This is a genomic window from Kitasatospora sp. NPDC058048, from assembly GCF_042885555.1.
Classification (GTDB): Bacteria; Actinomycetota; Actinomycetes; order Streptomycetales; family Streptomycetaceae; genus Kitasatospora; species Kitasatospora lactacystinica.
This window is the reverse complement of record NZ_JBHVRT010000015.1, coordinates 100,294-113,487: the sequence shown is the minus strand read 5'-3', so window position 1 is coordinate 113,487 and position 13,194 is coordinate 100,294. Positions and strand designations below refer to the sequence as shown.

General features: G+C 75.2%; 10 protein-coding genes. 5 read left to right on the top strand and 5 right to left on the bottom strand.

Annotated elements, in window-relative coordinates:
• The first annotated feature begins 64 nt into the window (after window positions 1–64).
• Window positions 65–1,702 (top strand): alkaline phosphatase D family protein, encoded by a 1,638-nt coding sequence (locus tag ACFVVA_RS18000; RefSeq protein WP_387690571.1) that lies wholly within the window; start codon window positions 65–67, stop codon window positions 1,700–1,702.
• Between the two features lie 63 nt (window positions 1,703–1,765).
• On the opposite strand, the gene ACFVVA_RS17995 is transcribed toward ACFVVA_RS18000, so the two are convergent.
• The gene (locus ACFVVA_RS17995; protein WP_387690569.1) at window positions 1,766–2,926 is read right to left on the bottom strand and encodes an ATP-binding protein; all 1,161 of its coding nucleotides are present in this window, start codon (window positions 2,924–2,926) and stop codon (window positions 1,766–1,768) included.
• A 304-nt stretch (window positions 2,927–3,230) separates the two neighbouring features.
• Window positions 3,231–3,560 (bottom strand): histone-like nucleoid-structuring protein Lsr2, encoded by a 330-nt coding sequence (locus tag ACFVVA_RS17990; RefSeq protein WP_387690567.1) that lies wholly within the window; start codon window positions 3,558–3,560, stop codon window positions 3,231–3,233.
• Between the two features lie 573 nt (window positions 3,561–4,133).
• On the opposite strand from ACFVVA_RS17990, the gene ACFVVA_RS17985 reads away from it, so the two are divergent.
• Window positions 4,134–4,946, top strand: a complete 813-nt coding sequence (locus ACFVVA_RS17985; RefSeq protein ID WP_387690565.1) for a hypothetical protein — start codon at window positions 4,134–4,136, stop codon at window positions 4,944–4,946.
• Window positions 4,947–5,040: 94 nt separating this feature from the next.
• Here ACFVVA_RS17985 and ACFVVA_RS17980 read toward each other — a convergent pair whose 3' ends face one another.
• Together ACFVVA_RS17980 and ACFVVA_RS17975 are read right to left on the bottom strand one after the other, a co-directional pair.
• Entirely contained in the window at window positions 5,041–6,279 is a 1,239-nt protein-coding gene (locus tag ACFVVA_RS17980) for a cytochrome P450 (RefSeq protein ID WP_387690563.1), read from the bottom strand.
• Window positions 6,280–6,507: 228 nt separating this feature from the next.
• Window positions 6,508–8,148: an MFS transporter gene (locus ACFVVA_RS17975; protein ID WP_387690561.1), complete on the bottom strand. Its 1,641-nt coding sequence runs from the start codon at window positions 8,146–8,148 to the stop codon at window positions 6,508–6,510.
• Window positions 8,149–8,272: 124 nt separating this feature from the next.
• Here ACFVVA_RS17975 and ACFVVA_RS17970 point away from each other — a divergent pair, with 124 nt between their 5' ends.
• Entirely contained in the window at window positions 8,273–9,184 is a 912-nt protein-coding gene (locus tag ACFVVA_RS17970; protein ID WP_387690559.1) for a helix-turn-helix transcriptional regulator, read from the top strand.
• A 76-nt stretch (window positions 9,185–9,260) separates the two neighbouring features.
• Here ACFVVA_RS17970 and ACFVVA_RS17965 read toward each other — a convergent pair whose 3' ends face one another.
• Window positions 9,261–10,757, bottom strand: a complete 1,497-nt coding sequence (locus tag ACFVVA_RS17965; RefSeq protein WP_387690557.1) for an alpha/beta hydrolase family protein — start codon at window positions 10,755–10,757, stop codon at window positions 9,261–9,263.
• 462 nt (window positions 10,758–11,219) lie between these two features.
• Between ACFVVA_RS17965 and ACFVVA_RS17960 the strand changes: the two genes are divergently transcribed.
• Entirely contained in the window at window positions 11,220–12,401 is a 1,182-nt protein-coding gene (locus tag ACFVVA_RS17960) for a sensor histidine kinase (protein WP_387690555.1), read from the top strand.
• Entirely contained in the window at window positions 12,398–13,060 is a 663-nt protein-coding gene (locus tag ACFVVA_RS17955; protein ID WP_387319900.1) for a response regulator, read from the top strand. Before ACFVVA_RS17960 ends, ACFVVA_RS17955 begins: the two co-directional genes overlap by 4 nt.
• The last annotated feature ends 134 nt before the right edge of the window (window positions 13,061–13,194 follow it).

Genomic DNA, 13,194 nt, shown 5'->3' with positions numbered 1-13,194 from the left:
CGTACGGGGCGGTCCACTCCAATTCCCTTCGCACACCTCCGAGCTGCGAAAGGCCACCACGCCGATGACCCGCCCCGCCGACCGCCCCACGCCCGACCGGATGCTGCGCGAGGCCGCCGCCCGCCTGGACCGGCGCCGCTTCCTGACCGTCACCTCGGCCGCCGCCGCGCTCGCCTTCGGCGTCAACCTGCCCTCCGCGCACGCCGCCGACAACGAGATCGCCCCGCGCGCCATCGGCGACAACCCCTTCACCCTCGGCGTGGCCTCCGGCGACGCCACCCCCGAGGCCGTCGTGCTGTGGACCCGCCTGGCCCCGCGCCCCCTGGAGCCCGGCGCCGGCCTGCCGCCCACCGGCTCGGTCAAGGTCGGCTGGGAGATCGCCCGCGACGAGAAGTTCCGCCGCGTCGAACGCCGCGGCACCGCCCGCGCCCACGCCGAGTTCAACTACGCCCTCCACATCGACGTCGACGACCTCGACGCCGGACGCGAGTACTGGTACCGCTTCACCGTCGGCCCCTGGTCCAGCCCCGTCGGCCGCACCCGCACCGCCCCGCCGCGCGGCCGCAAGCTCGACAGCGCCCGCATCGCCTTCGTCTCCTGCCAGGCCTACGAGGACGGCTACTTCACCGCCTACCGCCACCTCGCCAACGAGGACCTGGACGCCGTCTTCCACGTCGGCGACTACATCTACGAATACGGCATCGACGCCGTCGGCGGCGACCGCAAGTACACCGACCGCACCCTCGCGGCCCACTTCAACCACGAGACCACCACCCTGGAGGACTACCGGCTGCGCTACTCCCTCTACAAGAACGACCCCGACCTCCAGGCCGCGCACGCCGCCCACCCCTGGTACGTCACCTGGGACGACCACGAGGTGGAGAACAACTACGCCGCCGGCATCCCGGAGAAGAACCAGGACCCGGCCCCCTTCGTCGCCCGCCGCGCCGCCGCCTACCGCGCCTACTGGGAGAACCAGCCGCTGCGCATGCCCCAGCCGCACAACACCGAGCTGACCCTCTACCGGCGCGTCCACTACGGCCAGCTCGCCCAGTTCGACATCCTCGACACCCGCCAGTACCGCGACGACCAGGCCAACGGCGACGGCTGGCAGTACCCCACCCCGGAGTCCGACTCCGCCGGGCGCACCCTGATGGGCGCCACCCAGGAACGCTGGTTCGCCGAGGGCCTGCGCCGCTCCAGGGCCACCTGGAACGTCGTGCCCCAGCAGGTCGTCTTCTCCCGCCGCAAGAACACCACCGCCGAGCGCTCCAAGCTCTCCATGGACGCCTGGGACGGCTACCCGGCCGCCCGCGAGCGCTTCCTGCAGGCCGTCGACCGCTCCGGCGTCAAGAACCTCGTGCTGCTCACCGGCGACGTGCACGTGGCCTACGCCCTGGACGTCAAGCGCAACTTCGACGACCCCGACTCCCGCACCGTGGGCGTGGAGTTCGTCGGCACCTCGATGAGCAGCGACGGCGACGGCGAGGAGAAGCCCTCCAACTGGAACAACCTCATGTCGGCCAACCCGCACATGAAGTTCTACGACGGGCGCCGCGGCTACACCGTCCTCACCCTGGACCGCCACCGCGCCCGCGCCGACTACCGGGTGGTCTCCCACATCACCCGCCCCGGCGGCACCCTGTCCACCGCCGCCTCCTTCACCACCGAGGCCGGCAATCCGGGCATCCGCCCCGCCTGACACCCGCACCGCGCCGAACACCCCGGCCCCGCCGCTTCGAGGGAGGCGGCGGGGCCGGGTGGCTCAGGTGCCGTGGACGAGGCGGCCCACGACGGCCGCGGCCTGCTCCGGGTGCTGCTCCAGCCAGGTGCCCAGGTGGTCCCGGACGGCCCGCGCGACGCAGACGCGCACGGTGTCGTCGCCGAGCACGTCCCAGGTGGAGCCGTGGAACTCGGGAGCGTCGAGCTTCACCGACACGACCGCCGTCAGGCCCGCGCAGACCTGCTCGGCGGTCAGGACGGGGTCCGGCGCGGCCGACAGGAGCCCCTTGCGCGCATACGCGTCGAGCGCGGCCGCCACCCCGTCCCGGAAGCCCGCCTCGTGCGTGCCACCGCGCGGCGTGGGCCAGCCGTTGGCGAAACTCCGGATCCTCGCCTCGCCGCGACCGCGCCACCGCCAGGCCGCTTCCACCGTCCCCGCCATCCGCGGGTCCTCGCCCTCGAAGCCGATGATGTCCGTGGAAGCGGGTGCCGCATCCCGGCCGTCGAGGAAGGCGACGAAGTCCCGTGCCCCGCCGGGAAACCGGAACCGGAGCGACCGTGGCTCGCCCGGGCCGCGCCGGTCGGTCAGCGAGATGTCCAGGGCCCGGTTCAGCAGGGCCAGTTCCCTGAAGCAGTCCGCCAGTTCGTCGAACGAGCACTCGGCCGCCCCGAAGATCCCGGTGTCCGGCCAGAAGGTGACGACGGTCCCGCTGCCGGTCGCCGGGCCCGCCTCGATGGGCGGGGCGAGCGCGACACCGCGCTCGTACTCCTGCTCCCAGCGGACCCCCTCGCGCCGCACCTCGGCCGTCAGCCGGCTCGACAGGGCGTTGGTGACGGTGGGCCCGATGCCGTTGTAGCCGAGCATCACGTCGTGGCGGCGGCCGCCGACCCGCGCTCCGGCGTGCAGGCGGGTCAGCAGGGCTTCGAGGCCGGGCTCGCCGGCACCCCCCTCGTCGTGGACGGGAACGCCCGGGCCGTCGTCGGCGACGCACACGCCACCGTCGGACCTGAGCGTGATCTCGACGCGGCCGGCGCGGCCCGCAAGGACCTCCTTCACCGCCCGGTCGGCGACCTCGAACACCATCTGGTGCAGGCCGCGTTCACCGGTCGAGCCGATGTACATCCCGGGCCGCCTGCGAATGGCTTCCCGCGCCTCCAGCACCTGGATGCGGGCGGCGTCGTAACTGCTGGATTCCTGGCACACGGTGTCCCCTCCGAAGGTGGCCCGGCAGAACTCCACAGCCTAGGCGAATTTTCGAATAACACCAGGTCAGAGCCCATTTGATGAGGGCGTGGACGGCCTCGTGAGCGCCTGCCGGCAGGCGTCCGCCCCCAGGGTCCCGGACGGCCACCGCGGTGCGGCCGAGGCGCCGCCGAGGCCGCGCACGAGGCCGTTTCGGGCACCACCGAGGGTCGCCGATCCACTCTTTTTCCTGCGCCGCACACCACCGGGTGCCACGGCCGACGGCTGCACCGCCCCGCCGCTTCGAGGGAGGCGGCGGGGCCGCTCACCGCCGGGACACCTCGTAGGCCTCGCGGACGGTCGCGGGGACGCGTCCGCGGTCGTTGACGAGGAAGCCGTGGGCGCGGGCCCAGACGCGGACCGGTTCGTCCTGCGGCCGGGGGTCGGGCTCGCGGGAGGCGGCGGGCCTGCCGGGGCCGGTCCAGTCTCCCGTGGGGGCTCTCTCCAGGCAGTCCGCCGCGTGATGGAAGAGCGCGGACAGCGAGGCGTACGCGCCCTCCTCGGGGCAGGACGCCTCCGTCCACGTGCCGAGGGTTCCGGTGGCGGTGTCCAGGAACGTCCCGTAGAAGCCGTCGCGCTCCGCGGCGACCGGCACCCAGGTGCGGCGCCAGAACGGGCAGTCGGGGTCCTCGGACGGCTCCGCCTCCTCCAGGCCCCGTCCGGCTGAGACAGACCCGCTGGATGTCCGTCAGGCCCAGCAGGAGATGGCCGTTGGGCAGGGGCACGGCGCAGGCCCGCGTCACCAGGCACGAGGGCATGTCGGGCCGCGTGCCGGCGTCGATGCCGTTCATCAGCAGCCACTGCCGCAGCTCCTGCGGCAGCGTCAGGCCCATGCGCCGTTCGGCCCGGTCGACGCCCTCCCCGCTCCCCGGACCGCCGAGGGCGGCGAACACCGCCGGGTCGTGCCGCTCCAGCCACCCCGTCACCCGGCCCCACGCCCGCCGCACGTCGTCTCCCGCCCCGTGCGATTCCTGCTGGTCATCCATGGGGCGACCGTACGCGGGGCCACCGACAGGGGCCGGCCGGACGCCCGCCGGACGCCCGACCGGGGAGTTTCGGCATCGATCGGCCGGTTTGTGATCACGGTTCGGCGACCTTCCGTCCGCCCGGGGATCAAATCGCTCCTCCCCGCTCCCCGGCGGCGGTAGGTTTCCCGACGCACATATTCGTGATCGTCACGGGGGATTTCACCATTTCCACTCAGTCTGCCGAGCTGCCCGAGAGCGCTGCGCCCACCGAGCCCGCCTCCGACGACCCGGCACCCGGCCCGGGCCTGCCCGGCTACGGCGAGGGGCAGCTCAGCTGCCGGCACTGCGGATCCGTCCCGGCCGTGGACGCGACCTTCCGCGGGCACCTGGGCCTCATCATCATCCTGAAGTACCTGAAGACCCGGGGGCCGTTCTGCCGCAGCTGCGGCATCGCCACCCACCGCGAGATGACCTCCGACAGCCTCTGGCAGGGCTGGTGGGGCATCCCCTCGATGATCGTCAACCCGATCATCATGCTGATCAACATCCCGCAGCGCCTGAAGGTCGACAAGCTGGCGGAGCCGCTGCCCGGCGCGCCCCGCCCGCCGATGGACCCCGGCAAGCCGGTGTACCTGCGGCCCACGATCATCGGCGTGCTCATCCCCGCGCTCCTGATCACGGTGATCTACCTCGTCGCGAAGCGCGACCCCGACTTCGCCAAGGCCGGCGACTGCATCCACAACAACAACCCGATCGCCACCGCCCTGCCCGGCCTCGTCGACAAGAACCCCGACGTCGAAGTGGTGCCCTGCTCCGACCCCACGGCCCAGGCCCGCGTCGTGGGCCGCGAGGAGGACACCAACGACGGCGAGGCCGCGTGCAGGAAGTTCCCCACCGCCGACGGCTACTTCACCTACAAGCGGAGCAGCACCGAGTACACCCTCTGCCTGCAGAGCCTGGAGACCCCGCAGCGGACGAGGCCGACCACGATCTTCGGCCCCGTGAACCCGTGAACCCGTGACCCCGTGACCCCGTAGTCCTCGGACGGTTCCCGGGCCGGCCCGTACCGCAACGACCTTTCGCACAACGGGCGTTCGCGGGCAGAGGTCAGGCGGCCGGGGCGGGCGTGGGGACGATCCAGAGCTCGGACGGGCCGTTGATGATGACGGACTCCATCCGGGCCGGCGCCGCCCTGGACGGGTCCAGGACGGCGCCCGGGTAGGCGCCGAAGAGCCCGTCCAGGGCCACTTCGGCCTCCAGGCGGGCCAGCGGCGCGCCCAGGCAGAAGTGCGGGCCGTGGCCGAAGGACAGGTGCTCCTTGTCGGGGCGCGTCGGGTCGAAGTCGTCCGGCCGCTGCGGATGGACCTCCGGGTCCCGGCCGGCCGCGCCGAAGCCGAGCAGGATCGGCTCGCCCCGCCGGACGACCACGCCCTCGCCGAGGTCGATGTCCTCCAGCGGGTAGCGCAGCGGGATGTGCATCACCGGGCTCTCGTGGCGCAGGGTCTCCTCGATGACGTCCCCCCAGCCGAGGCCGCCCTCGCGGACCCGGGCCAGGTGGCCGGGGTGGGTGAGGAGCGCCTGGACGGCGCTGGTGATGAGGTTGACCGCGGTCTCGTACCCGGCGCCCAGCATCAGGAAGAGGATGTCGCGGGACTCCTCCTCGCTGCGGCCCGTCCCGCCGCCGGTGGCGACGGCGGCCACGTCGGTGGCGAGGTCGGGCCCGGGGGAGCGCCGTTTGAGTTCCAGCAGGTCGGTCAGCACCACGTTGATCGCCGCCCGGGAGGCGGTCATCTGCTCCGTCGTGGCCGTCGTCGTCAGCAGGGTGTCCATCGACGTGCCGATCCGCGGCCGCATGTCGGCGGGCACGCCGAAGAGGTCGCAGATCACCGTCATGGTCAGCGGGAGCGACAGCGCCCGGCGGACGTCCACGGCCTCGCCGGGGCCCAGGTCGCGGAACGCGCCGACGAGGGCGGCGGTCGTCGCCTCGATCCCGGGCCGCAGCCCGGACACCCGGCGGGGCGAGAAGGAGGGCGCCATCTGCCGTCGTGCCGAGCGGTGTTCGCGGCCGTAGAGGTTGAAGAAGTTCTGCTGGAACGCGATTGGCCCCATCGGCCACCCCTCGGGCACCGAGGCCAGGCCGGGCCAGTGCCTGCGCGGGTCGCGAGAGATCCGGGGATCGCCGGTCAGGGCGCGGATCACCGAGCTGCGGGTCACGGACCAGGCGATGATGCCGCCGGGGAGTTCGACCCGTACGGCGGGCCCGGCGGCGCGCAGCTCCGCGTTCTGCTGGTGGACGCGCCGGGCGGTCATGTCCAGCACCGGGCATCGGCTGTCGTCTGGAGCCATGGCATTGCTCCTCACGAGCTCTCAGGAACTCAGGAACTCAGGAACTCAGGAACTCAGGAACTCAGGAACTCTCGGGACCTGTCGGGAAACTCTCGGGGCCTGTCGGGAACGCCCCGGTGGACGGTGTCCCGCGGCGGACGGGGGCCTGTGCTCCGTTGTAGAGGGGCGCGGCACGGCCGTCAACGGGGCATTGGCCCGTCCGGCGCACCGCCCCGGCGCACCCCCGGCTCACCCCCGGCGCGCCTTCGACTCCCGCCCGCCCCGCTCCCGCAGCGCCCGGTGGGTGAGCACCGCCCCCGCCGCGGACAGCACCGCCAGGACGACCCCCAGCACGTGCAGGGCCCCGGTGAACCCGGCCGCCAGCGCCTCCCGCCGGGCCGGGTCCACCTGCCCCTGGACGGCCCGCGCGGCGAGCCGGGCCGCCTCGCCGCCCGGCAGGCCGGGCAGGTGAGCGGCGGTCAGCGTGGTGAGCAGCGCGGCCGCGCCCGAGACCGCGACCGACTCGCCGGTGATCCGCATCGTGTTGAAGACGCCGGCCGCGGCCCCGGCGCGTTCGACCGGCACCGTGCCCACCGCCGCGTCGTCCATCACCCCGAACGCCAGCCCCACCCCGGCCCCGAACGGCAGCAGCGGTACCGTCAGCGCCGCCCACCCCGCGCCGCCGCGCACCGTGACCAGCAGCAGGGCGCCCAGCGCGATCAGCGCCGAGGCACCGGTCAGCACCGTACGGACGGAGAACGCCGCGGCCAGGCGCCCGGCCGGCAGCGGCAGCAGCAGGACGGGCACCGTCAGCGGCAGCAGGAGCAGACCACTGGTCAGCACGGAACGCCCGCCCACCCCCTGGAGGTAGGCGGGCAGGTAGACCAGCAGCACCACGAAGCCGAGGGTCACGGTGAACGGCTGGCACACGACCGCGAGGAACTCGGGCCGCCGGAACAGCCGGACGTCGAACATCGCCCGCGGGCCCCGGCGCAGCTCCACCACCGCGAAGGCCGCCACCAGCAGGGCCGCGCCGGCCAGCGGCAGCAGGGTGCCCGGCGCCGTCCAGCCGGCGCCGCCGGCCCGGACCAGGGCGAACGACAGCGCGGCGAGACCCGCGGTGAAGCAGCCCAGCCCGCCCAGGTCGATCGGCGCGCGGCCCGGCGCCCGGGACTCCGGCGCCCGGACGGCGCACAGGTACGCGGGCACGGCCAGCGCCGCGACCAGCAGGAACACCGCCCGCCAGCCGCCCTCCTGCACCAGCGCGCCGGCCGCCGGGGGCCCCACCGCCAGGCCCGTGCCGAAGGACGTGCCGAGCACGCCGAAGGCCACCCGGCGCCGCCGCCCGGACGTCGAGTGGGCCAGCACCGCCGCGCCCGCCGCCAGGACGGCCGCCGCCCCGCAGCCCTGCACCGCGCGGGCCGCGTCCACCACCGCCATCGACGGCGCGAGCGCCACCACCAGGGACAGCGCGCCGACCAGCGCGATCCCCGCCAGCAGCACCCGGCGCCGGCCGAGCCGGTCGGCGAGGGCGCCCGCGGCCAGCGGCAGCGCGGCGAAGGTGATGTTGAAGGCGTTCAGCATCCACTGGGCGGCGTCGGTCGAGGCGTCGAGGCGGGCGGCCATGTCGGGCAGCGCGACGGCGGCGCCGGTCACCGAGAACGGCAGCATCACGCCGGCGCAGCCGACCGCGGCGACGGTGGCCCGGTAGCGGTCCCGGCCGGCGCCCGCCGCCGCCGGGAGGCCGCCCGCGGAGGCGGGAGAGCTCGCAGAGGTGGGAGGGCTCGCGGAGGTGGGAGGGCTCGCGGAGGTGGGAGGGCTCGCGGAGGTGGGAGGGCTCGCGGAGGTGGGAGGGCTCGCAGAGGTGGGAGGGCTCGCGGAGGTGGTCATGCGCCGATCGTCGGCGGGCCGTGCGAGCGGCGGGAAGGGAGTCCCGTTCCCTGGGTCCGACAGGGCCACCCTGCGGGCCCCGCACCCCCGAACGGCACCCCCCGCCGCCCCCATACTGGAACGCATGGCCGACCCGAACCCGCTCGCCGGCAGCCTCGGCGAGTACCTGCGCACCCGCCGCGCCCTGCTCACCCCCGAGGACGCCGGGCTGCCGCCGACCGGCCGCCGGCGGGTGCCGGGACTGCGGCGCGAGGAGGTCGCGGAACTGGTCGGGCTCAGCACCGACTACTACGTACGCCTCGAACAGGGCCGCGCCGACCGGCCCTCCGACGAGGTGCTGGACGCCATCGGACGGGCGCTGCGGCTCGGCCCCGCCGAACGCGCCCACCTGTACGACCTGGCCCGCCCGCCGCGCCGGGCGGCGGAAGGGACGGCGGGCCGAGTCGCGGGAGGGTCGGCGGGCCGGGCGGCGGGACGGGCCCCGGGGCGTTCGGAGGCGCTGCGCCCGGCGCTGTGGCGGGTGGTCGAGGCGATGGCGGACACCCCCGCCCTGGTCATGAACGACCGCAACGACGTGCTGGCCTGGAACCGGACGGCCGCCGTGCTGATCGCCGACTTCCCCCGGCTGCCGCCGCGCGAACGGAACATGGCCCGCCGGCTCTTCCTCGACCCGGACGCGCGCGAGGTCCACCTCGACTGGGCGGAGGCCGCCCGCACCACCGTCGGCATCCTGCGGATGGCCGCCGGGCGACGGCCGCACGACCCCGAACTCGTCCGCCTGCTCGGCGAACTCTCCCTCGGCAGCCAGGAGTTCCGCACCCTGTGGGCCGGGCGCCATGTGCACGAGAAGAGCCATGGCCGCAAGCGCTTCCACCATCCGGCCGTCGGGGAGGTCGCCCTCGACTACGAGACCTTCCGCGCCCCCGGCACCGCGCACCACCTGCTGGTCGTCTACACGGCGGCGCCCGGCAGCCGGGCCGAGGAGGCGCTCGTCCTCCTCGGCGCGCTCGCGGCCGAACCGGCCGCCCGGCACTGAGCGGGCCGCCCGGCGCCGAGTCGGCCGCCCGTACGGCGCTGAACCACCCCGGCGCCGGACCGCCCGTCACCCGGCGTCACCCATGGCCGCCCGGGCGGTGGACGCTGAGGTCGCCGTAGGCCCGCAGGGCGCCGGCCGGGTCGCCGGGCTGGTCCCGCAGGACGGCGTCCAGAAAGGCGAGGGTGGCCGCGGCGACGACGCGCGGGCTCCCGGTGCGGCCCAGGGAGCCGACGAGCGAGGGCACGGGCGGCAGGTACAGGGGGCCGTCCATGAAGGTGAGATGGGCGGCGCCGGGGACGGTGAGCCGGTAGCTCGTCGCGGTGCTGGAGTCGAGCGCCTCGGTGAGGCGGGGCAGGTAGCGCGGGTCGGTTCCCGGGGTGAGGGCCTGGGTGAGTGCGAGCGTCGGCCGGTCGAGGGCGGGCGTGGTGGGGCCGTGGGGGTAGCCGTCCAGGTCGACGACGGCGCCGAACCGGCGGTCCTGCCGGGCCGCCTGCAGGGCGGCGGCGCCGCCCATGGAGTGGCCGCTCACCGCGACCCGGCCGGTGTCCAGACGTCCGGTCAGCGGGTCGGCGATCCCGCCCCGGTCCAGGGCGTCCAGCTGGGTGAGGACGAAGCCGAGGTCGGCGGCTCGTACCGCCGTCCAGCCGGCCGCCAGCTCGTCGTCCTTGTCCCGGTCGCCGCTGGAGGCGGTCTCGGTGGTGATCGTCCGGCCGTCGGCGAGGACGACGGCGGCGGAGTCGTACGGGTGGTCGAGGGCGGCGACCACGTAGCCGTGGCTGGCCAGTTCCTCCGCCCAGGCGGTGTTCTGGGTGCGCACCCCGCCCGACCCGGGGGAGAACAGCACGACCGGGAACCGTTCGCCACCGCCGGCCACCGGGGCGTCGAAGACCGAACGGCTGCGGGCCCGCGGAACACCGTCGACCAGGAAGCCCGGCAGGCCGACGCCGCGGGCGAGGGCCTCGGAGACGGTGCGCGCCTCGCGCTCGGTGCGTCCCAGGTACTGGGCCCGCCGCGTGCCCGCGGGGCTCTTCCGCGCCGGGTACCAGAGCTGGACCACGACGGTGCGCAGGTCGTTCGGATCGGCCGTGAAGGTCTCGGGGCGGCGCGGGTCGGTCCACTGCAGCACGCGGGTGCCGACCGCGAAGGCGCCCGACGGTTCGGGGAACACGGGTACGGGAAAGGCCCAGGCGGCCGCCGGGCCGGTGGCGATCAGGCCGGCGCAGGCCACCGATCCCGGCAGCGCCAGCCACCAGCGGGCCCGCCACGCCGGCCGGCCGCCGCGGCGCCGGCGCCGCAGCAGCGGGGAGAGGGCGAACGGCGCCGCGAGGGCGGCGCCGGCCAGCACCGGCAGCAGCTGCCAGCGGAACCCCGTCACGGCCAGCGCGAGCGCGGACGGCACGAGGAGCGCCCCCGCCGCCATCGTCACGCGCGGGCGGGCGGCGGGGGGAAGCCAGCGCGCCACCACCAGCGCGACGGCACCCAGCAGGGCGAGGATTTCCAGGGGGGACATGGGCAGTCCCGCGATGTTCTCGGTCACCCGGCCATGCTCGGCGCCGGGCGTGCGCCGCCGCATCGATCACGGGTCGCCGCCGCCTGCGACCGGGGTCGCAAACCGCGCAACGTCCCCGTACGACCGCGGCAGTAGTCGAGCACGCCGGATCGGAGGCCGCACTGCGACCCCGGGAGGTATCGGGACTCCTCCTGCGGGCGTATCCCGGCCCGGCGCGATCAGACGGTGGACGCATGTGCCGCGCGGGCCGGCGGCCTACCGTGAGCAGGGCCGCGGCCCGTAACCGGCCGTCCGCGGTGGCGGCCCCGACCCGGGGCCGCCATGACGTCGAGTCGACAGGGACGTGCGATGACCGAGGCGGCCGCGGAACCCGGCCACGCCCACCGCGACCGGGTACCCGCGCCTGTGCCTGCGCCTGCGCCTGCATCTGTGGGGATGCGGGCGCGAGTGCGGACGTGGTGGGCGAGGACCGCCCTACGACTGACGCAGTACGCCGACCGTGCCCGCGCACGAGCCGCGCGACCGGTGAAAGCCGCCGGGCGCTGGGGCTCCCGGCTGCCGCCCGCGGTGCGGGACGCGCTGCTGCCGGCGCTCCTGCTCCTCAACGCCGCGACCACGCGCCCGCCGCACGAGCTGCCGGTGGCCGTGGCCCTCACCGCCGCCCTCGCGCTGCCCCTGCTGTGGCGGCGCCGGGCCCCGCGCACGGTGTTCGCCGCGGTGGCGGCCGCGGCCCTCGTCCAGTGGCTGACAGGAGTCCAACTGCCCGCGGACGTCGCCCTGCTGGTGGCCCTCTACACGGTGGCCGCCACCTCGGGCCGGCGCGGCGCGCTCGTCGCCGGTGCCCTCGTGGAGGCGGGGGCCCTGCTGGCCTGCCTGCGCTGGGCGACGGAAGGCGCGTTCCTGACCCCGTTCGTCGCGGTCACCGCGATGGTCGTCGCCGCCGCCGTCCTCGGCGTGAACGTGCGCACCACGCGCGCCTACCTCGCGGCCCTGGAGGAACGGGCCGCCCGCCTGGAGCACGAACAGGAACAGCAGGCGCGACTGGCCGTCGCCGAGGAAAGGACCCGCATCACCCGGGAGATGCACGACATCGTCACCCACAACCTGTCCGTCATGGTCGCGCTCACCGACGCCGCCGTCTACGCCCAGCACCGGTCGCCCGACAGGGCCACCACCGCGATGCTCCAGATCTCCGAGACCGGCCGCCAGGCCCTGACCGACATGCGGCGCTCGCTGGGCGTCCTGCGCACCGACGAACCGGACGCGCAACGCCACCCACTGCCCGGCATCGCCCAACTGGAGGCCCTCGCCGACCAGATGTGCGCCGCCGGACTGCCCACCCGCCTCGACGTCCACGGCGGCCACGCCCACATCCCCGCCACCGCCCAACTCACCGTCTACCGACTGGTACAGGAAGCCTTGACCAACACCCTCAAGCACACCCCCGCCGGCACCCGCGCCACGGTCCGCATCCAGTGCTCGACCGCGGCCGTCACCGTGGACGTCACCGACAGCGGCCCCCGCCCGCCGCATCCGCGTCCCGCCGCCGCACCGTCCGGCCACGGCATCCCCGGCATGCGCGAGCGCTCGGCCGCCTACGGGGGGACGCTGCGGGCCGGACCGCTCCCGGACGGCGGCTGGGCGGTCCGCACCCGCCTGCTGCTCGACAGCGGCGAAGCGGCGGCGAGGGCGACGGCGCCCGCATGACGATCCGCATCCTGATCGCCGACGACGAAGCCCTGCTCCGGATGGCCTTCAGCACCGTCCTGGACGCCCAGCCCGACATGGCACCCGTCGGCGAGGCCGCCGACGGCGCCCAGGCCGTGCGCCTCGCCCGGGAACTGCGCCCCGACGTCGTCCTCATGGACGTCCGGATGCCCGGGACCGACGGCATCGAGGCGACCCGGCAGGTCGTCGCGGCCTCCCCGCACAGCAGGGTGCTCATCCTCACCACCTTCGACCTGGACGAGTACGCCTTCGCCGGACTCAACGCCGGCGCCTCGGGCTTCCTGCTGAAGAACGCCCGGCCCGAGGAACTGCTCACCGCGATCCGCAACGTCGCCGCGGGCGACGCGGCGCTCTCCCCGCGGATCACCCGCCGCCTGCTGGAGAACCTCCGCCCCCACATCCCCGACGGCCGCAACCCCGAGCACGACGAGCGGCTGGGCCGGCTCAGCGCCCGTGAACGCGAGGTGCTCGTCCAGGTGGGCCGCGGCCTGTCCAACGCGGAGATCGCGGCCACCCTGTACCTCGCGGAGGCGACCGTGAAGTCCCACCTGGGCCGCATCCTGCACAAGCTCGAACTCCGCGACCGGATCCAGGCCGTGGTCCTCGCCCACGAAAGCCGCCTCGTCCACCCGGCCTGACCCACCACCCCCGCCGCCCCGCCGGTCGTGGGGGGGGGGGGGGGCCGGCCGCCCAGGCCCCCGGGGGGGGGGGGCGCGCTGTGGTGGGGGGGCGGGGGCGCCCCCACGCGGGGGGAGGGGGCGGGCCGGGCGCG

Bases quoted from the DNA above. Each gene is read 5' to 3' on its own strand.
- ACFVVA_RS18000 (WP_387690571.1), top strand. From the start codon at position 65: ATGACCCGCCCCGCCGACCGCCCCACGCCCGACCGGATGCTGCGCGAG.
- ACFVVA_RS17975 (WP_387690561.1), bottom strand. From the start codon at position 8,148: ATGACCACCTCCGCGAGCCCTCCCACCTCTGCGAGCCCTCCCACCTCC.
- ACFVVA_RS17980 (WP_387690563.1), bottom strand. From the start codon at position 6,279: ATGGCTCCAGACGACAGCCGATGCCCGGTGCTGGACATGACCGCCCGG.
- ACFVVA_RS17955 (WP_387319900.1), top strand. From the start codon at position 12,398: ATGACGATCCGCATCCTGATCGCCGACGACGAAGCCCTGCTCCGGATG.
- ACFVVA_RS17965 (WP_387690557.1), bottom strand. From the start codon at position 10,757: ATGCGGCGGCGCACGCCCGGCGCCGAGCATGGCCGGGTGACCGAGAAC.
- ACFVVA_RS17970 (WP_387690559.1), top strand. From the start codon at position 8,273: ATGGCCGACCCGAACCCGCTCGCCGGCAGCCTCGGCGAGTACCTGCGC.